The organism is Ferruginibacter sp., assembly GCF_014377975.1.
In the GTDB taxonomy this organism is placed as follows: domain Bacteria; phylum Bacteroidota; class Bacteroidia; order Chitinophagales; family Chitinophagaceae; genus Ferruginibacter.
The window spans coordinates 1-19,912 of sequence record NZ_JACMOO010000124.1 but is presented as its reverse complement, the minus strand read 5'-3'; the positions used below and the strand labels follow the sequence as shown (position 1 = coordinate 19,912).

Sequence of the window (19,912 nt, the reverse complement as noted above, 5' to 3'; positions counted from 1 at the left end):
ACATACTGCTAATAACAGCATTCAATAGAAACTATCCCGAAACGATCGTTTTATTATTTAAAGGCAATTAATTTAAAAAGAAATAATTTTCAAGCAGCAACAATGGAACCAAAGGAAAACAATATTTCAATTCTCATAATAGAAGACGATCCCGAAGATCAGGCAATGTTAGAAACATACCTGAAAAATACACATCTAACTATTTCCGGCATTACCATGGCTTCTACCGTTGCAGAAGCAATCAGTTATCTCCGGCAACAGTCCTATTCTTTAATATTTCTGGATTTTTTTTTACCAGACAGTACTGGTCTGGAAGCCTATGTTAAAATATCCAAAATAAATTCTGCGATTCCGGTAATTATTTTATCAGGATTGTCTGATACTGCCCTTTCATTAAAAGACATTTCGCTGGGCGCTCAGGACTTTATTTTAAAAGGCGAATATGATGCACCATCGCTGCAAAAATCAGTTTGGTACAGTATAGAAAGAAAGAAAAATATTGAATCTGTAAAAGAAAACAGCGAACGCTACGATATTATTTCAAAAGCTACCAATGATATTATCTGGGACTGGGATCTTGCAACAGATAAAGTTAAATGGTTGGGTCAGGGTTTAAAGAATTACTTATGCCCTAATGCAGACCTGACCAACATTTCCGACGATTTTTGGGTAAGAGGTTTACATCCGGAAGAAAGAAAAAATGTGGTGAATAGTTTATACGAAACGATTGCAAAAGGAGAAAATTCCTGGGAATATGACTACCGTTTTTTAAAAAATGATGCAACGTATGCCCATGTTAATTCCCGAGGCTACATTATTAATAATGATGCACAGAAAGCGATTCGGATGATTGGCTCTATAGAGGACATTACAGCAAGAAAAAATGCAGAGCTTGAAATACAGAAGGCAAGAATTGAGGCAGAAGAAGCAAGAAAAATACAGGAGCAATTTCTGGCAAATATGAGCCATGAAATAAGAACACCCATGAATGGCGTAATTGGCATGACGCAGCTACTTGCATGCACTGATTTGACCATCGATCAAAAAGAATATGTTGAAACTATTCGGGAATCAACTAACAATTTAATGGCCATCGTAAACGATATTCTTGATCTTACCAAAATAGTTGCCGGCAAAATTACGCTGCTTTAAAATGACTATGTATTCAATGATATTATATATACTTGTATCAAAATGAATCAATACAGGGCTGAAGAAAAAGGTGTTTTATTAAGCTGCAACATTGATAAAAATATACAACCGGTATTATCCGGCGATCCTTACCGGTTAAATCAGGTTCTGACAAATCTTATAAGCAATGCCATCAAATTTACCCATGACGGACAAGTAAATGTAAATATTAACCTCATCAAAGAAAATGAAAAATCGGTAACATTGGAATTTATTGTAGCGGATACTGGTATTGGTATTGCTGAAGATAAAGTAGACTCGGTGTTTGAGCGCTTTATACAGGTGTCTGGGGACAATACGAGAAAATATGGCGGAACCGGGCTAGGCCTTACCATTACCAAACATTTAATTCAGCTACACGGGGGTTCTATTGATGTAAAAAGTAAGCAGCATCAGGGAAGTGTGTTTACATTTTACCTCAACATTTTAAAGGGTAAACAACAGTTACCCGCTACTTCAAAAGATGAAAACATAGGGCAAAATAAGTTGCAAAATTCGTTGAATGGCATTCATATTTTATTGGTGGAAGATAATATCGTTAATCAGAAAGTAGCTTCAAAATTGTTAACTAACCAGGGCGCCGTTGTTAAAGTAGCCAATCATGGAAAGGAAGCCCTTGAGTTATTAAAGAAAAATAAAACAGATATTATTTTGATGGATATTCAAATGCCTGAAATGGACGGATATGAAGCAACACAAATAATCAGACACGAGATGATGGCAGAATTTAACAATATACCCATCATTGCTTTAACAGCTTCTGCCCTGATAGCAGACCAAAATAAATGTCTGGTTGCAGGTATGAATGATTTTATAGCAAAACCTTATCTGGCTTCCGAATTGTATAAAAAAAAATTACTTCAATTAGATCCATCCTGCCACTAAATATAATTTTTTTACAGGTTTAAATTATCCGATTTAAACAATTCACTGAGTATTCATTTCACAAAAATTTTGCACTGAGCGTTTTCATAACTTTTGTTATTAACAACCCGGCCAAGGCTATTTCACCCATGCAACAATACATTTGTTTATCTAAAAAATCAATGTAGATTCTTCTAAAGAAACCGATAAGTTTACAAAAAAAAAATTAACTGTCCTCATAAAATAATCAGTACCAAAGCCGGGATAGATGAAACAATACAGGAACATTTGGAACGTGCTTAAAAAATAAAATTAATTCGATGGTTCATTAATGGTAGCCATCACTGCTACATTTTTGTTCTTTGTAATTTAAATATAAAAGATAGTAATATTGTTCAAGCCATGCCACAGACTGCGGCAATTTTTCAAATGCTAAGGAGTTATTTTGAAGCAAAAAGTACAGGGCAAGCCATTGCAGAAAATTAAAGAAAAATTTTAAAAGTACAGAACCTGCATACAAACTAGAACTTTATTAATAATAAGCAGCAACAATAGCAGGGAAGAAAAAGGCAGCAATAAAGACACATGCAGAAAGGTATCAGCAACCATATGATGACATCAATCTTTTTGATGACCAGTTTGCTATGACTGATGAGCTGTTAACCATTTCAATCACAATGCTGGGTATCGCTTCTTTAACGCAAAAAAATGATTGCTTCATAATGCCGCTTCCGTAAGCATAACCAATATTATTTTAGGATTGGCAGCTTTTTTAAAAATCAGCCTGCATTCAGATTTTATTTCAACATTTTGGATTAGCTTACTTCATTACAAAATAAAATACTACTTAAAAAAATATAAATTGAGAAGGCATAAAAGCTGTAATGCCCTGCCCTGTTTGGTTTGGCCTAAACAATTTTAATGTCGGTTTTCGTTATTATCTTCATAAAAATTATACAGCTTAAATTACAAAAGATAAAAGTGCATGAATACTTTAACTTGTAGTTTCAAATATTTTTTATCGCCTGTTAAAAACAATATTTTATTATGAAGCAATTTTGTTTAATCATTTTTTCTTTTTGCGGCAGTTGTTTATCTGCACAAACCCTACCCGATTTTGACCAGATTAAAATGGAGAAAACGTCCGATTATAAACCTGCAGAACCTTTTGTGCTGCAAACATCCAATTACCTCTTATCTATTCCTTTTAAAAAAGAAAATAAAGACCGTTTAAATGCTTTACGCTTTATCAGCAAATGGATGAACGGAACACCTGACTTTTCATTTTCATTTACGGATATGGCTGAAAAAATAGGGAAAGAAAATTATGATCTTATCGGACTATATATGGCCGCCATGGCAAAATATACATTAGAAAATAAAGCGGCTGCAAAAGATACAAAACAGGTTAAACTAAATGCGCTAATTTTATTGATTAATTATTGTGAAAACAAGGACAATGATATCCGTATGTCGAAACAGTTAAAAAAATTATCCGAAGCAAGGAGTAAGGGTGAACTGGAAAAATCAATGTAAAAAATAAATCTATACCTTTTTTTAAACAGGCGTGGTAATGTAGATTACGTAGTTGCATTCTTTTTATCAGCTAAAATTGTCTGAATGGAAATAATTATTATTTTTTTCAAATGAAACAATTTTCGACACACCTATACCAGCGGCGAAACTTTCAATATAGGCAGCACAAAAGAAAATTATATAAAGCAGGATTATATTTCAGGCAACACATTGGTTCAATAAATAAAGCTGCTGAAGAAATTGAAGTAAAGGCAAACAGGTGTAAGAAAAAATACCGGTAAACCCTATTTCCACAACCGCAGGCAAAATTTCTATTGCCTACTTTTTTGATAAAAACATATACAGTCATGATCCAGGAACGAAATTTTTAAACTGGCCATTAATGAGCAAAACTCCACGGGATTACCTCGCCTATCCGAGGAGCTACATACCAAGCCTGGTGTCTGAGTTGATTCATCCAAATAAGGTATGAGTTTATAATTTGTACTGGTTCCAAAAAAGCCAATGGCCTACAGCTAGATTATAAGTAACAAAGGCGTATCAAAAACATATCAAACAGAAAAAAAACTGGACAGCAAAAAGGGCAGTTGCTCCAAGGATATTTTTCATCTCCAGACGAATGCACCCACTTACAATAATACTTAAAAAAAATATCTGCTGTAGCTGGTGCATTTTTAAAAGCCAGTTACAACCATGGCAAAACTGCTACCTATACATTTACAGAAATTGACACCAGCATAACAATTCAGGCATTAATATTTTGGGCACATCATGGAAAATGCCCGGTGATAATATTGGGATTGCCCAGTTAATAAATGGTATTTCAAAGTATTCCCGGATTTTTAAAATGCAGGTTTATGCAGTTTTATTATTGGCTATTGGGAACTATGATACTGGAAGCATTATCGAAATTTAGTATCAGCTAAAAATAACCACGACGTTTTTCCTTTTGTTTGATTGCCACTTTATACCAAACCCAGCTTATAACAAAGACTGAGGCGCCTTGCATTTTTTCGCATCTCGGCGGTAGAGTTCTTTCTAAACGAAAGGTACGGGTAAATACAATTATTAGCTAAATATCCATCATCTAATTGGGGTATACAGAGTTTAGAATTTTACAGCAATGCCTATGGCCGGATATTGCACTAATTTCTCATAACGCCATGCTGCTTTAATTAGCAAACTTTTCATTAGTGTAGCCTCAATACCAACTTCAGCAATTACCTCTACAGAAATTTGATTGTTATTTATAGTACCTCGATAGTAAGTATAAGTTTGATCCCATTTCATTATAGAAAATCCTGCACCTATGTATGGTTGAACCCTTCCTGAAGTAATATTGTATTGTACTAATACTGGCAAGGAAAAAATAACATCTTTAGTTTTATACTGATACACGAAGTTGCCGTAGCTATATCCAGTGCCAACATTGGGTGTTTGGGAGTAATGCAGCCCAACATTGATATAAACATTCCTGGCTAATTTGGGATAAGACAACCTTACCATTATTTCTGCAGTAGCCTGTAAAGAACTGATGACAGGAAAAGCACCTGCAAAAGCCATTATCTCAAATTTACTTTTTGCTTTGTGATAATAATTAATGACAGCTTTGTTGGGGTTGGTACATTTATTTAACTGCGTAACAAATTGCATAATGCTTTGCTCATCAAATTTAATCAAATCTATATCCTTTTTAAGCGCTTCGCATTGTACCGCCAAAAACAAAAGCTGGTTTTGATACTGGCCCTGTTCCTTAACTTCTCCCCTACCCGTATAAGTAGTATTTGTGAGGAGATACTGATGACCTTCATTAAGGATTATATATACCTGCTGATCAACTTTTTGATAAAGAAATAAATCATAGACCCCAGAGAGCAACTGTTCAACAAAATAATTTTTTATTGAAGTTGAATCTATTGGATTATCCAAAAAGCGAACAGATTTATAAAGGCTCCCATTGGTATAGCCAAATCCTTTTATTTCACCAGGATTTCTTCCTGTAGTTCCACATGCAAGGTATCGTTATTATTGTTTAGGATATAACCCGGCTTGTAATTTTGCTGACAGTAAGAATAGTTGGCAATCATACAAAAGACAAGGACGAACGTTAATTTTTTCATCTGCAAGAAAGATTTGGACTAGGTAAATTAGATAGTTACTGGGTAGTCGATTAAAATACAATAAATATTCCAAGATGAAAAAAAGAATATTATTTATTGTTTAGTTGCCAATGGGCCTATCGGTTTATCCCAGTATTGAATCCTGTATTTGCTGCACAACACAACTCATTTTTTTGTGCCACCCACCTTCTCCATTTCCATATAATCAATCGTAAGATTCGCCAAAGTCTGCACTCCCAATTTCAATCCGCTTTCATCAATAAAAAAATCAGGCGTGTGGTGCGATGGGGCTGTTAGCGGATTACCGCCTTTTGACATTCCACCTAAAAAGAAAAAAAGCCCGGGCACTTTTTCCTGGTAAAAAGAGAAGTCTTCTGCTCCGGTTTCCGCAACGGTTAAAACTACATTTTCTTTACCTGCAGATTGCTGTAATGAAGGCAGCATTTTTTCTGTTAACGCAATATCATTAAAGGTTACCGGAAAGCTGGATTCATAAGGAATGATGACTTCTACGGAAGCACCTGCACTCTCTGCAGTTTTTGTAACCACCTGCCGCACCCTTTCAATCAACATATTTCGGTCTTCTGTTTTTAATGCCCGGATGGTGCCCAGCATTTCTACCTTTTCAGGAATAATATTACCCCTGTTACCGCCATTGATAGCTCCAATGGTTACGATACCTGCATTTTCAGTAATGTTTAAATTACGGCTGATGATGGCCTGTAAATTATTAATGATTTGGGCAGAAGCTACTATAGGATCAATGGCCGACCAGGGATAGGCTCCGTGCGCCGACCGTCCCTTTACAATAATTTTCATGTCATCCACGCTGGCCAGAATTCCACCTGGTTTATATTTTATTTTGCCCACTTCTGTTTGTGAATTGATGTGCAAACCAAAAATCACATCCACAGCAGGGTTTTGCATTACACCTTCTTTCACCATCAATTCTGCTCCGGCATCTTCCCCCTGGGCAGCACCTTCTTCCGCAGGTTGAAAAATAAATTTTACGGTACCCTTTAATTCGCTCCGCATGCCTGCCAACACTTCCGCAACGCCCATCAGTATAGCTACATGTGTATCATGGCCGCAGGCATGCATAACGCCAGCTTCTTTACCGTTGTATTGCACCTTTACTTTTGAAGCAAAAGCTACCGGTGTTCTCTCAATTACGGGCAGCGCATCCATATCAGCCCGCAAAGCCACTACCGGGCCTGGTTTACCTCCTTTTAAAATACCCACCACACCGGTATGAGCCACACCGGTTTTTACTTCTATACCCAACAATTGCAAATGTTTGGCAATGATACCAGCGGTCCTAAATTCCTGGTTACCCAGCTCGGGATGTTCATGAATATCTCTTCTCCAGGCAATTACTTTTTGTTCAATTTTATCTGCAGCAATGTCGGCTTTTTTTCGCAGCGAAGTATTTTGCGATTTGGAACTAAAGCTTAACAAAGTAAAGATGGATACCAGTACAATTATTCTCATACAATTATTTTTTGATGGACAAGTTATGCCAAAATGCCGCTTAAAAGACAGTAGCGTATTTATTAAATGTGTTACAGACTTCAAAGCATTTGTGCAAATAAAAATATACCACCGGGAAATAAAGATTGCATAAAAAAACTACAAAACGACAGCGGATGCATAGCTCTTTAAATATTGTACCCATAAAAAAATAATTCCCATAATTTTATGGCTTATCGTCTGCAGTTGGTCCGTATATGTTTGGTACTTTATTGCCGGTGCTGCGCAAATAAACAATCATCTCTCCACGGTGATGGTATAAATGATTAAATAAAAATCCACGTACCGCCTGTATCCGCTGCATTTCTGGAAAAATGGGTTCTGTTCCACCCATCACCATTTTCCAGTTTTCAAACATGCTTTCGTCTGTAGCAGTTTCCAATGCAACCTGCGCATTTTGTACGTTCTCTTCAAATTTGGCAACAATATTGGCAGCTACGCTGATATCGCCTTTATCATATTTATAAGTTGACATATCAAATACATTCTGGTGCAAGGCAGGCTGGTACCAGTTGTACACTTCGGCAATATGAGTGGCAAGCTGCCCTGTAGTCCATGATTTTTCAGATGGCTTAAACCCCAATGCGCTGTCAGGAATCATCTTCAATAGTTTGCGGGTGTTTTCTGCTTCATGAAAAAACTCACCCAGTAAAGATTTTACTATCATATAAATTTTAGTTTAGAAAATGAAGGTAGATAGATTAAAACCATTTTAAAAACTGCTGACCTTTAAACTCCGGCAAATTAAAATAAGTCAATCCTGCATGACCGAACTGCCTTTAAACGGCCCGTTAGTTGTTTATCCGTTAAGAGTTTCCAAGACCTTAATAAAATAACATTTTGTTTTACACCTGGATGGATTAACATAATATTATTAGGTTTTTATTTATATTTGATTTGATATGAATTTTAGCTACCTGCGCATACGATTGCCTGCCATAGCCCATTGTGGATACTCCCTTTTAATTATCCGGTGCTGGCTGTTGCTTTTTTTATTAGTTCCCAATAAGTTATTTGCGCAGCTTTGGAGAGGCAACCTGGGTGCCCCGGTAATGAAAATAACATTTGGTGCAGGAAATTCACAGGCACTTCCTAATGGTACCACTACTTACGGCTTTACAAGTGGCTGTCCAGAACCAGGACAGTATTCACTTGAAAATTTTCTAGTATATGGTTGCTATAAAAATACCATTCCACTAACCGGAGATCATACGAAAGATTTCGGCGGAAAGTACATGCTGGTAAACGGGGAAGGCGCTGTCAGCAGTGACGTTTTGGTAGTAAAAATAGGCGGCCTGTGCAGCAATACCACTTACCAATTTGCTGCTTTTCTGGCAAATTGCTTAAAATTAAATGCATGCGGCGGAACACCTGTGCTACCTAATCTTACATTTTTTATCGAAGCGGTGGATGGCACCATACTTGTATCACACAATTCGGGCGACCTTCCCGTTACCGGCGTTACGGACTGGGTAGAGTAGGGTGTTTGGTATACCACCCCTGCTGTTCCTGCTCCATTGATACTGCGGATAAAAAGCAATGCTGCAAATGGCTGTGGCAGCAGTTTTATTATGGATGATGTTACCCTAAGGCCTGCCGGCCCGCGAATCAATATAACGCTTGATGGCAGGCTAAATTATGACGTTACCCTGTGCAACGGTTATCCCGATCCGTTGCTTTTAAAAGCAACATTTAGCACAGGTTACAACGACCCTGTAATACAATGGCAGCAAAGCATTGATACGGGTAAAAGCTGACAGGATATTACAGGAGCGATCGCGGATAATTATACCATCCCAAGGCGTAAAGACAGTGTTGTTACATACAGGATCAGACTGTCGGAACGCATCAATGATGGTAATTCGGGTTGCACAATTTTTTCACAAATTGTACGAATAACAGTTCATCCCACTCCCGGTCATTTACCACTTCAGTTGGTACAAGGTTGCCTTAATAAAAGCCTTAAGCTAAATCCGCCACCTGATTTTTATGCATATCAATGGGCCGGCTCCAATGGATACCAAAGCTCCGATCCATCTCCCATTATCAAAAACATTCAATATGCAAATGAAGGACTTTATACGGTATTGGCAACAGGCGATTTTGGCTGCAGGGTACTGGATAGTTTTCAACTATACATTTTACCAAGCACAACTATTTATACCAACACGTTGTATTCAGTTTGTGAAGGCACCGCGGTAAATCTTTCTGCCACCGGTGATGGAACTTATGTCTGGACACCATCGGCTTATTTATCAAACCCTTCCATTGCAAACCCGGTAGCAAATCCAAAAGATTCTTTTCAATACAAAGTTGTACTTACTAATTCTTATGGCTGTAAAGATTCGGCACAGGTAAATATAAACGTATTTAAAAAACCATTGGTGAGTGCTGGTGTGGATAAAATAATTTTAGCAAGCGATACTGTTTTATTAAATGGGTCAGTAAAAGGTACAGCAGTAAATTATTTATGGACATCTACGGGCAATGTTACTGTTAGCCAAGTACTACAACCTTCTGTTGCGCCAACTATTGAAACCAGCTTCACCCTTTATGCCACCTCAACACTGGGGTGTGGAAATGCAAGTGCTGTAGTCACTATTCATGTATACAAAGATGTTTTTATGGCCAGTGCGTTTTCGCCCAATGGAGACGGGTTAAACGAAATATATCATGTATTTAAGCTGGATAGTTACCAGCTCGTTTCCTTTGCAATATTTAACCGGTTTGGTAAAAGGGTTTTCAGTACTGTAAATGCAAATGATGGATGGAACGGAACTTTCCAAGGTGAGCCGCAAGCGATAGGACATTATGTTTACTACCTGGAATTGAAACACGTTAGTGGCAGAAAAATAACGAGGAAGGGAAGTATTTTGTTAATTCGTTAAATGACAAAACCTTTTGCTTTAATATTTAAAATAACATACAATACACCAACAATATTACTGTTACCCATCTTAAAATTAAAGTAATAATTCCAATAATATTTAAGGTTTTGTTGTGGTAGAATTGCCCAATAATTCCTCTATTTCTTGTAACGTGCAAAATAATACTAATTAAAAACTTCTCAGAAATATTATATAGAAGGTAGTAAAAAGGAGTGCTTTTACGGGCTGATCCCAAGCCCATGTATTGTCAGGCCTAAATAAATGGCAATGACGACGATCAATCAAAAAGTCTTCCTTCAGCAGTTGATTTACTAAACCCTGATTGGCGGTTAAATGCTTCGGAAAAACTATAAGATAGTGATACACTTAGCACCGGAATCATAAAAAAAACAGTTCTAATAATCTCTATTGAAAACAAGAGATAAGTAAGAGTACCCGCAAGCAACTTCAACGCCAATGCTGCATCTTTAATGATGCCAATAGTATACACATCATTTTAAGAAGAATGGTTCTGTTGTTCTTATTCTGAAGTACATAATCAATACAGCAAAAAAACACCTCTTAAAATATCTTTTACCATCAGCATGAAAGTACGCGTGGTCATCTTTTTAAAACTATCTGCTGGCAATGCATCTACTTCTAAAGATGATGAGCAAAAAACAGGTGTGGAGATATGATGGCGACAATGATACACGCTACAATTAATTAATATTCTTTATAAAGGTGAAAAGAGGAAATAAAAGTATCTTACAAAGTTGATTCCGGATTTTGTTTGCTAAAAAAAGGAATTACAATATATACCTGAAAACAAGGCAGATAAATTTCGTAATTGAAATAATTTTCTTGTCATCAACAACATTGCCGGAGTAAAGCTCCTGAGTGACATTAAAAAATTTTACTTTCGGGAAATTCAAACAAGGAATCAATTATTAAAACTACATCATGAATTTCAAAATCAATCATCTTCAACACACGGGCATACCTGTAACAGATTTAGATACATCCGAAATTTTTTATAAAAAACTGGGGTTTAAAAACGTGATGGTCTCCGGCTTTGAACACAATGGTGATAAAGGTTCTATGGCGATGATGCAACAGCACGAAATGATCATTGAGCTATACCAGATGCCGCCGAAAGAACTGAAAGAAATAAGGAGCCGCAGCAATGGGCATATCGATCACATTGCTTTTGATGTATCTAACATTGAAGAGGCTTTTACTGAACTTAAAGCAGCCGGCTTTAAAGTAATGGAGGAAGCGCCCGTTTTTCTTCCCTTCTGGAAAAATGGTTGCCGGTATTTTAATATTACCGGGCCCGATGGAGAAAGGCTGGAGTTTAACCAGATATTATAAGCCTTTTGGCAGTAGAAATATCCACCACCATCTGGAAAATTGATCAGTTGGGTAGAAGACCTTTGCTGATTGCAGGTGTTATGGGCATCATCTTTTCACTGATTATTATTGGGCTGATATTTTAAAGAATTAGGCATCGTGTGCGCCGGGAAAAATATTTAACTGTCCAATAAAACGCAACGTCCCGGTCTGCCGTACATCGTGTCTATCACATTTTTAAACTAGTTGTTAAAGAGATAGGTAAGATATGCAAAGCACAAGGTATCATTCGGGACGTTACTAAGAAACGAATATTTTATCCATGGAAACAAATTATAAGATTATAAGTAATGTTGGCTTAATGAGCGGGGAGCAGGAAAACCTTGCGCCAATCATTAAACCAAGCCTTCCGCCAGAATTAAATTACCATTTAAAACCGTGATGTTCTTTGTTGGACGATGCATTTTGCAACTCATGCACAAAGGCTATTGCAAAAACTGACCTGAGAAATTTTATTCTTTGTTTGATAAAGGAAAACGAACACGGGAGAAAGATCGTCAACCGTGGTGAAATAAGTTTGATAGTAATTGTTTCCCTGTATAAATCACACGCTTTTCCATACACACATCCTAACAATATTTTAGCCATTAACGTTGCGTGTATTTTTGTTTGAACGCATAAAGTTTTTTCACAAACTGCTATTGTATGTTGCCTTCGGGTATTCAGTTCTAACCCAACGCCTCACGAATAAAAAGCGTAACAGTGCTTTGGCGTTAAAGCAGATTACCGCAAATATTTTATCCGGCTTTATTGCAAATAATAAAAAATATATTACATTTGCTCCCTGGTTGTAAGGGCAGCCCATTCCCACAAAAGATAAATTCACCCTTTCACAAGTATTTTAATTTGTTTACTTAATTTCCGCCAAATGTGGGACATTGGCAAAAGGAAATTTTATGAACAATTTAAAACCAATTCGCTTAAGCGACTTAAAAACTCAGGCTGTTTTTCTTATTAAAGATTTAAAAAACAATCCTGACCTTTCTTCTAAATCAGCAAAACGATTTCTTCAAATTTCATGCTTCTCTGGCAAGACAGAAGATTGGCTAATTGAACATTATGATATTGTTCAGTTAAAGCATGCCTATAATGTTATTGCGCTTGAAAACCGTTTCAATACCTGGGCTGATTTAAAAAAAACTGTTATTGAAAATGACTGTCTTTATAAATCCGGCTGTGTTGGTTTCATACATGCGTGGTTTAACGATTATCAAAAAGCCGAAATCTATTTTAGGCAGCACGGAGGATATTTACTTTCGTTTTGGAAAGACTTTGTTGTTTGCGGTAAAGAGTATATCTCTTGCATCGGGCTAAGTCAATATGATGACCATTGGAAAAGCATAGGGTATAACTGGGCAAAACCAAATGATAAAAAAGCATTTCAACTTCTAAATGAAAAAGCAAAAAACAACTATCTGTCACAAAAATAAATTCAAGTAATTAAATTAAAATTGAAAAAAATGAAAAATTATCTCGGAAGAATTATCCTGCTTATTGAGGATTATGAAAAGGCAGCAAGTTTTTACGAAGAAAATTTTGGCTTCAAAAAAATGTTTGATGTAATAACCGATGTTGGACAAAGGTTTCTACACATGGGAGCAGACCCTCTTGACTCATTAGGTATTTGGTTTTTAAAAGCAGATACTAAAGAACAAAAAGAACGGATGGGCAACCAAACAGGCGGACAACCAACGATGGTTATTTACACTACTTCATTGGAAGTACTTTTTAAAAAGCTAACGGACAATAATGTGAAAATTAAAATTGCGCCTGTTTTAACACCAGAATACAAATTTTTTCATTGCTTTGACTTGTATGGAAATGAGATTGTTGTGGTAGAAATTAAAGAATAAGTTATCATCGGATGTGAATGTTTGTTGCATATTTTACACGATACCGGCTTGCGTTAACAGCACGCCAGCAGCCAGTCGGATAAGCAAGATGAGGTCATCCCAAGCCGTTAATGGAACGTACGTAAGCGGCTCAATTCATACGGCTCTTCAAGATGTCCCTACCAATTGGTAAACCTGCGTTTACCCATTTTTTAGGTGAACATTTTAATCAATCTCCTGCAGGGTAAATTATCTTAGTCAACTAAATACAGGATTACAATTATTAATGAGTCAGCTTTTTTCAGGACGGGTCAAACAATTTTTTCTATACTTTTTATTGGAACTATATGTTGGTTCCTTTATGGCACATATTCATTAAAAACAGGCCTATTATGTTAGCTAATGGTATTATTGCAACTCTATCCGGTATCATATTTCATTTAAAATTAATCTCAAAACCAAATGCAAAAAATTAAAGCCGTGATTTTTGACCTTGATGGAACTTTGGCTAACACCCTACCTCTTTGCATTCAGGCATTCAGAAAATCCGTTGAACCACTTATTAACCGTTCTATTTCTGATGATGAAATTATTGCAAAGTTTGGACCGTCAGAGGAAGGTACAATTATGGCTTTAGCGCCTAATCATTATAATAAAGGAGTTTCAGATTACTTGCATTTCTATGAAAGCTTACATGAAATGTGTCCGTCCCCTTTTGATGGCATTAAAGAAATATTGGAAACTCTAAAAAATAATGGAGTTCATATTTCAATGGTAACAGGAAAAGGAAAACACAGTACAGATATTTCTTTAAAATATTTTGGGCTTACTCATTTTTTTGAAATCATTGAAACTGGTTCGCCAGATGGAGCAAGAAAAGCAGCAGGCATTCAAATTATTTTAAACGCATTAAAAGACATAAAGAGTGATGAAGTAATTTACGTTGGAGATGCATCTAGTGATATTATTGCTAGTAGAAAAGTTGGGGTGCCGGTTGTTGCAGCAGCATGGGCGGAAACTGCTGAGCCAGAGAAACTAAAAGAACTAAAACCAGATGAATTATTTTATACCATGAAAGATTTTTCAAATTGGATGGCGGACAAAATATAAACAGCGATTTTTGTGACAAAAGGAGTACAGCACACAACATTTTATCGTATAGCCGATATGCCCCAAATTAAAAATATTCAACATGCAAATGCAAAAGCCCCGCTCATGAATGACTGGAGCTTTTATGCTGTTCAACAACACCTGGCCTTAAGTGGCTTTACAACCGTAGTCAGTATCCATTACTAAACACACTTTTTAATATACGCTACAAACGGCAGCGTATATTAAGTTTACCCGATCGAAGTAGCGTCTAAATTTCGGTGCAATCAATTTAATCGAAAGTCTTGATTGGCGCAGAACTCCAATCGCCTTAATATAAGTGTAAATTTTTCTAAGCCATTCACTACTATTGCCATTTCGCTGCGTTGTTGAAAAACCTATTCCAATGTAAGAGTAATGCTAAGGGCAACTCAATTTCTCTTGCAAACGCAGTACTACCGCATTGCTCACGCTACCGCTAACAATTACCAAAATGCAGCACTGTCACTAAAAATAAACTTACCCTAAAACAATTTTAATTTTTAAGGTTTTAGGTAATTTTGATAAGTTACTTTTGACGTTTTTTAAACTACACCTTAACGTAACCTTATTTAATATGTTGAAAATCTTTGCTTATATATTGTGTTTGTTGTTTGTATCAGTGACACATGCACAAAATAAAGTTCCTGGAAAATTAAACGTGTTTATTGATTGTCGTGTGGGATGCGACTTCAACTATTTTAAATCGGAAATAAATCTTGTTAATTTTGTTTTAGATATCACTACTGCTGATGTTTATGTTCTGTTAACCGGGCAAACGGCTGGCAGCGGGGGAGTTCAATATCAAATGAATTTTTATGGACAAAAGCAGTTTAAGAAATATACAGATACGCTTATATTTAACACATTTCCCAATGCCACGCCTTCGGATATTCGAAAATCTATTCTGCAATATCTGATGTTGGGTTTTTCTCCGCTAGTAGCTAAAACGCCTTATGCTGCACAAGTGAAAATAGTTATGAAGGAAGATTCTATAAATGCACGACCACCTTATGAACACGATAAAAGTGACAAATATAATTTTTGGGTATTTAGAGTGGCTGCAAGCGGACAGTACAATGCAGAAAGAGTGTACAAAAACAGTGTGCTTAGCTCAGAAATATCTGCAAACCGAACAACCAATAAACTAAAAGCCGAGTTTTATTTGAACGCAAACCTTCGCAATTCTGTATATACGTATGAAGATGGTGCTAACATAACCAAATACAAGGTAAGAAATAAAGATTATAGGTTTTATCATAATCTGGTAAAGTCTTTCAGCGATCATTGGAGCTACGGTTATCAGACTTCCTTTTCAAATAGTACGTTTGATAATTACAAAAGAAAACTGTTTTTTAGTCCTGCTATAGAATATAATATGTACGATTATAAAGAAGTGAACAGCCGGTTTTTCGTAATTAGATATGGACTGGATGTAAACAACGTTACCTATTACGATACTACCATTTATTATAAAATAAGAGAAACAATTTATGGTCACCGGTTTTCAGCAGCCATTACCTTAAATAAAAAGTGGGGAACTTTTAATGGGGGCTTTTACTACCGTAATTATTTTAAAAGCTGGGCTTTGAACGCAATGGGGGTTAGTGCCAATACCGACGTACGCATAGGCGGTGGCTTGTCTTTTTTTGTGCGTGCAAACGCTAGTTTGGTACACAACCAGATTAACCTTGTTAAGGGAGGTGTTACCGAGCAGGAAGTGCTTACCCGAAAACGCCAACTGGCCTCAAATTTTAACTATTACACTTCCTTCGGACTAGCGTTTCGGTTTGGCAGTATTCTAAATAACTTCGTAAATCCCCGTTTCGACGGCTATGCTGGTTTTTAATTGCAATGAAACACTACAAATAAACTTTAAAGAAAGTATCCGCCAAAATATTCTTATCTGATCAGAAAATTTATCGGTGTGTATTTTCCCTCGTATACAATCTCCAGGTCAGGATGCCTCGCCCCATAGAAAAAACTGTATTTACCGATTGTTTTTGATACCTATTTTAGTCATTCCTTTCGGTTGTTTTGTGATCTTCAATTTTTACATCGTTCGTATCAATTCGCTCATTTCAGCTTTCGCAGGTATCAGCACTGCTACGGGTATATTCTCCCCCTTCCTAAAATTCAACAAACAAAATTGCCCTGTATTTGCTGCAGCAAAGAACCCAACGATACAAGGCAAGCGAACAACAAATTTCTATTTTTTTCAAATCTTCTACCAGCAGCAGTCCATTTTTTTTGTGGCCATATCAATTTTCCACAACCAGCAATTATTAGAAAGGCATCAAAATCAATATTACGTAAACGCATTGTTACCTTTGCAAATTAACTACAGTAACTATGCTGCAAATATTGTTGATTGAAGATGAACAACGAATAGCCGAACTTATCAAACGGGGATTGGAAGAACAAGGCTATGCTGTAACGGTTGCCTTTGATGGTTTGACAGGTAAAAAGCTGGCAATTGGAAACCAGTACGATATTATTATTACCGACATTATTTTACCCAGCATAAATGGTATTGACCTCTGCAAACAAATCCGAAATGTTAAACCCGACGTCCCTATTAATGTGGTTTGTTTTTAAGCCAATTCCCCGGACATCAAAGCCTTTTTGACTGCATGGTTTGTTGAAAACTTACTATCACAAACTTTAATTGTACACATGATACATATCAGAAAAATTCCTTTTATACAAAGTTGGGCAACAGCACCATTGGCAGCACTTACATTAGCCATCATGCTAATAGCCATTGCTATTCCGTTTTCTCTTTTGGCACCATCCTTTAAAAAGGTGGCTTTGCCAATAAGTTTTTTTCCATTTCTATTGGCAATATTGGTTACCTATTGTGTGCTTACCCAGTTAGTAAAAATATGATTTATTAAAAAATTAAATGAATGGTTATAAGCCATTTTAAAAAGACAAGCAAAAAATTACAATGAAAAAATTTTTAGTAACAGCAATTGTTTTGGTAGCTTCTAAACAAATTGTTCTTGCACAAAACACTGAAGACACAACAAGTAAAACTAAATGGACAAATCATTTTCAAATGACTGTAATTGCACAAAAGCATTCGGGTTTTAAGTCATTGTATAGTGGCAATAACAGCTTAGCTGATACGGTAGAACCAACAGCAACAAGTATAACGACCACCTTATTTCTTGGTAGAAAATTATGGCAGGGTGCAGCCTTTTATTTTAATCCGGAAGTTTCAGGTGGCAATGGGTTAAGTTTTGCAGAAGGAGTAGCGGGTGCATTAAATGGCGAAACTTACCGTGTTGGTGCTGTAGCACCACGCGTGTTTATTGCACGGGCATATTTGCAACAACATATTCCTATAGGAAATAGCACTTATGAATATGCAGCCGATGATGTAAACCAGGTGGCAGGTAAAATACCTACCAGCAGAATAACAATAAGTGCAGGTAAATTTGCTATAAGCGATTTTTACGATAAAAATACTTATAGCAAAGACCCTCGTTCACAATTTTTAAACTGGTCATTATGGTCAAATGGTGCCTGGGATTATCCTGCCAATACAAGAGGTTATACCCTGGGCCTGGTAGCAGAATTAATTAAACCGAAATGGGCCATACGTTTGTCAAGCGTGGAAGTACCCCGAATTGCCAACTTTAATTTAATGGAATACAATATTTTAAAAGCACATTCAGAAACATTTGAGTTTGAACATACATGTTTCATTCATAAACGTTCAGGTAATTTTCGTTTTACCGTTAGCAATACCTATTCAAAAGCCCCCTCTTATGCCGATGGAATAAAAGCAATTGCAAACGGAGATGCCACCTTACTTAGTGTAATTCAAGGTAAAACAGAGCATACAAGTTATGGGGGTAAAAAATTTGGTTTGGGTTTAAATTTTGAACAAGCACTAACCGATGAAATAGGTGTTTTCAGCAGGCTAGGCTGGAATGACGGAAAGTATGCTACCTGGTCATTTACAGAGATAGATAGAACCTTGAGTGTTGGGTTATCTGTAAAGGGCACAAAATGGAAAAGAGTAAATGATGTGTTTGGAATTGCAACTGTTGTAAATGGAATTTCTAAAGACCATCAAAATTTTCTAAAAGCCGGTGGATATGGTTTTATTATTGGAGATGGCGCTTTAAATTATGGGCATGAAAAAATAATTGAAACCTATTACAATATGCATTTGTCAAAATATTTTTGGCTTACAGCCGATTATCAGTTTGTAAAAAATCCGGCTTACAATAAAGACAGAGGCCCGGTTCATGTGTTTGGCATAAGAGGGCATATTCAAATATAAAAAAACAGGTAATCGTAAAATTTCCCGACGATATACCCACCACCGGGTAACATTCGATGAACACAACCACGGGTTGTTTGTAGTTCGAAATACCGAAAATAATATAGCTAAATTTGCAACCAAAGCTGCCGGCTTTGGTTATACAATAACATCGTTAATAAATAAAGTTTAAAATCTTATTCAGCATTCTAGAAAGATCATAATATGAACGAACATATAGAGAAAATTAAAAAGGCAACCGGGCCGTTAAGACAGCAAATTATTAATCATAAAGTATATTCTGCCATTAATGATATTGAGGACCTGAAAGTTTTTATGCAATATCACATTTTTGCGGTGTGGGATTTTATGTCGTTGTTAAAATCCCTGCAAAACAATCTCACCTGCACTTCGGTTCCCTGGTTTCCAAAAGGTTCAGCAGACACAAGACATCTGATTAATGAAATAGTTGTGGGAGAAGAATCTGACCTTGATAGTTTTGGCAACAGAAAAAGTCACTTTGAATTATATCTGGATGCGATGCATCAATGTGGGGCCGACACCTCACAAATTGAAACATTCATAGCAACATTAAAAAAGACAGGAAACTTTAATTCAGCGTTTATTGCTTCCGGGGTACCAAATGAAGCTCGGAATTTTGTTGACTTTACATTTAAAATCATTGGAAGCAATAAAGATTATTTACAATCAGCAATTTTCACTTTTGGACGTGAAGACCTAATCCCGGGAATGTTTCATTCAATAGTAAACGACATACATAAAAATTTTCCCAGCAGCATTTCAATTTTCAAGTATTATCTCGAAAGACATATAGAAGTGGACGGAGATCATCATAGCCATCTTGCATTACAAATGACATCTAATCTTTGCAGTAAAGACGGGCAATTTTGGAAAGAAGCCGAACAAGCTACCATTGAATCTTTACAAATGCGTATCGACTTATGGGACGGAGTGTACAGACAATTAAAAAATAGAAAGAGTACTATTAAACATTTATCCAATTAGAAGAATGTCAAAAAAAGACTCAATATAAACGATGTCGACTTGGTATTCTTGAGTCGTGGTCAATGCCCTCACTATAATCATTAAGTTAAGGGTTTAATGTTTACTTGCCTGGCAAAGCAAGTTTTATTT

At 36.3% G+C, this 19,912-nt stretch carries 22 protein-coding genes; 17 read left to right on the top strand and 5 right to left on the bottom strand.

Annotated elements, in window-relative coordinates; genetic code table 11:
* Nucleotides 1–102 precede the first annotated feature (102 nt).
* The 4 genes from H7254_RS07250 (at nucleotide 103) to H7254_RS07240 (ending at nucleotide 3,591) form a co-directional block, all read left to right on the top strand.
* Nucleotides 103–1,152, top strand: a complete 1,050-nt coding sequence (locus tag H7254_RS07250) for a histidine kinase dimerization/phospho-acceptor domain-containing protein (RefSeq protein WP_301932336.1) — start codon at nucleotides 103–105, stop codon at nucleotides 1,150–1,152.
* Between the two features lie 42 nt (nucleotides 1,153–1,194).
* Nucleotides 1,195–2,076, top strand: coding sequence for an ATP-binding protein (locus H7254_RS07245; protein ID WP_301932335.1), 882 nt, complete (start codon nucleotides 1,195–1,197; stop codon nucleotides 2,074–2,076).
* A 530-nt stretch (nucleotides 2,077–2,606) separates the two neighbouring features.
* Nucleotides 2,607–2,792: a DUF4337 family protein gene (locus H7254_RS21445; RefSeq protein WP_367875422.1), complete on the top strand. Its 186-nt coding sequence runs from the start codon at nucleotides 2,607–2,609 to the stop codon at nucleotides 2,790–2,792.
* A gap of 310 nt (nucleotides 2,793–3,102) precedes the next feature.
* A complete protein-coding gene (locus H7254_RS07240) occupies nucleotides 3,103–3,591 on the top strand; it encodes a hypothetical protein (RefSeq protein WP_301932334.1) in 489 nt (162 codons plus the stop codon).
* 1,107 nt (nucleotides 3,592–4,698) lie between these two features.
* Here the strand turns inward: H7254_RS07240 and H7254_RS07235 are convergent.
* From H7254_RS07235 to H7254_RS07220, 4 genes are all read right to left on the bottom strand, one after another.
* Nucleotides 4,699–5,520: a hypothetical protein gene (locus tag H7254_RS07235; RefSeq protein ID WP_301932333.1), complete on the bottom strand. Its 822-nt coding sequence runs from the start codon at nucleotides 5,518–5,520 to the stop codon at nucleotides 4,699–4,701.
* A gap of 47 nt (nucleotides 5,521–5,567) precedes the next feature.
* Nucleotides 5,568–5,711: a hypothetical protein gene (locus tag H7254_RS07230; protein ID WP_301932332.1), complete on the bottom strand. Its 144-nt coding sequence runs from the start codon at nucleotides 5,709–5,711 to the stop codon at nucleotides 5,568–5,570.
* A 165-nt stretch (nucleotides 5,712–5,876) separates the two neighbouring features.
* Nucleotides 5,877–7,202, bottom strand: a complete 1,326-nt coding sequence (locus tag H7254_RS07225; protein ID WP_301932331.1) for an amidohydrolase — start codon at nucleotides 7,200–7,202, stop codon at nucleotides 5,877–5,879.
* Between the two features lie 205 nt (nucleotides 7,203–7,407).
* The gene (locus tag H7254_RS07220; RefSeq protein ID WP_301932330.1) at nucleotides 7,408–7,908 is read right to left on the bottom strand and encodes a DinB family protein; all 501 of its coding nucleotides are present in this window, start codon (nucleotides 7,906–7,908) and stop codon (nucleotides 7,408–7,410) included.
* 235 nt (nucleotides 7,909–8,143) lie between these two features.
* On the opposite strand from H7254_RS07220, the gene H7254_RS07215 reads away from it, so the two are divergent.
* The 3 genes from H7254_RS07215 to H7254_RS07205 all read left to right on the top strand — a co-directional run bounded on the left by H7254_RS07215 (nucleotide 8,144) and on the right by H7254_RS07205 (nucleotide 10,129).
* Nucleotides 8,144–8,722, top strand: a complete 579-nt coding sequence (locus tag H7254_RS07215; protein WP_301932329.1) for a hypothetical protein — start codon at nucleotides 8,144–8,146, stop codon at nucleotides 8,720–8,722.
* A gap of 36 nt (nucleotides 8,723–8,758) precedes the next feature.
* Entirely contained in the window at nucleotides 8,759–8,998 is a 240-nt protein-coding gene (locus H7254_RS07210; RefSeq protein ID WP_301932328.1) for a hypothetical protein, read from the top strand.
* A 177-nt stretch (nucleotides 8,999–9,175) separates the two neighbouring features.
* Complete coding sequence (locus tag H7254_RS07205) at nucleotides 9,176–10,129, top strand: gliding motility-associated C-terminal domain-containing protein (RefSeq protein WP_301932327.1); 954 nt, start codon at nucleotides 9,176–9,178, stop codon at nucleotides 10,127–10,129.
* A gap of 277 nt (nucleotides 10,130–10,406) precedes the next feature.
* On the opposite strand, the gene H7254_RS07200 is transcribed toward H7254_RS07205, so the two are convergent.
* Nucleotides 10,407–10,619 (bottom strand): hypothetical protein, encoded by a 213-nt coding sequence (locus H7254_RS07200; RefSeq protein WP_301932326.1) that lies wholly within the window; start codon nucleotides 10,617–10,619, stop codon nucleotides 10,407–10,409.
* A 452-nt stretch (nucleotides 10,620–11,071) separates the two neighbouring features.
* On the opposite strand from H7254_RS07200, the gene H7254_RS07195 reads away from it, so the two are divergent.
* The 10 genes from H7254_RS07195 (at nucleotide 11,072) to H7254_RS07150 (ending at nucleotide 19,783) form a co-directional block, all read left to right on the top strand.
* Nucleotides 11,072–11,482: a VOC family protein gene (locus H7254_RS07195; protein ID WP_301932325.1), complete on the top strand. Its 411-nt coding sequence runs from the start codon at nucleotides 11,072–11,074 to the stop codon at nucleotides 11,480–11,482.
* 917 nt (nucleotides 11,483–12,399) lie between these two features.
* Nucleotides 12,400–12,951, top strand: a complete 552-nt coding sequence (locus tag H7254_RS07190; RefSeq protein ID WP_301932324.1) for a hypothetical protein — start codon at nucleotides 12,400–12,402, stop codon at nucleotides 12,949–12,951.
* Between the two features lie 30 nt (nucleotides 12,952–12,981).
* Entirely contained in the window at nucleotides 12,982–13,374 is a 393-nt protein-coding gene (locus H7254_RS07185) for a VOC family protein (RefSeq protein ID WP_301932323.1), read from the top strand.
* 441 nt (nucleotides 13,375–13,815) lie between these two features.
* Entirely contained in the window at nucleotides 13,816–14,463 is a 648-nt protein-coding gene (locus H7254_RS07180; RefSeq protein ID WP_301932322.1) for an HAD family hydrolase, read from the top strand.
* Between the two features lie 12 nt (nucleotides 14,464–14,475).
* Entirely contained in the window at nucleotides 14,476–14,649 is a 174-nt protein-coding gene (locus tag H7254_RS07175) for a hypothetical protein (RefSeq protein WP_301932321.1), read from the top strand.
* A gap of 409 nt (nucleotides 14,650–15,058) precedes the next feature.
* Nucleotides 15,059–16,330 (top strand): hypothetical protein, encoded by a 1,272-nt coding sequence (locus H7254_RS07170; RefSeq protein ID WP_301932320.1) that lies wholly within the window; start codon nucleotides 15,059–15,061, stop codon nucleotides 16,328–16,330.
* 503 nt (nucleotides 16,331–16,833) lie between these two features.
* The gene (locus H7254_RS07165; RefSeq protein WP_301932319.1) at nucleotides 16,834–17,079 is read left to right on the top strand and encodes a response regulator; all 246 of its coding nucleotides are present in this window, start codon (nucleotides 16,834–16,836) and stop codon (nucleotides 17,077–17,079) included.
* 78 nt (nucleotides 17,080–17,157) lie between these two features.
* Complete coding sequence (locus H7254_RS07160; RefSeq protein ID WP_301932318.1) at nucleotides 17,158–17,370, top strand: hypothetical protein; 213 nt, start codon at nucleotides 17,158–17,160, stop codon at nucleotides 17,368–17,370.
* Between the two features lie 61 nt (nucleotides 17,371–17,431).
* A complete protein-coding gene (locus H7254_RS07155) occupies nucleotides 17,432–18,778 on the top strand; it encodes a carbohydrate porin (protein ID WP_301932317.1) in 1,347 nt (448 codons plus the stop codon).
* A gap of 204 nt (nucleotides 18,779–18,982) precedes the next feature.
* Nucleotides 18,983–19,783 (top strand): DUF3050 domain-containing protein, encoded by an 801-nt coding sequence (locus H7254_RS07150; RefSeq protein ID WP_301932316.1) that lies wholly within the window; start codon nucleotides 18,983–18,985, stop codon nucleotides 19,781–19,783.
* The last annotated feature ends 129 nt before the right edge of the window (nucleotides 19,784–19,912 follow it).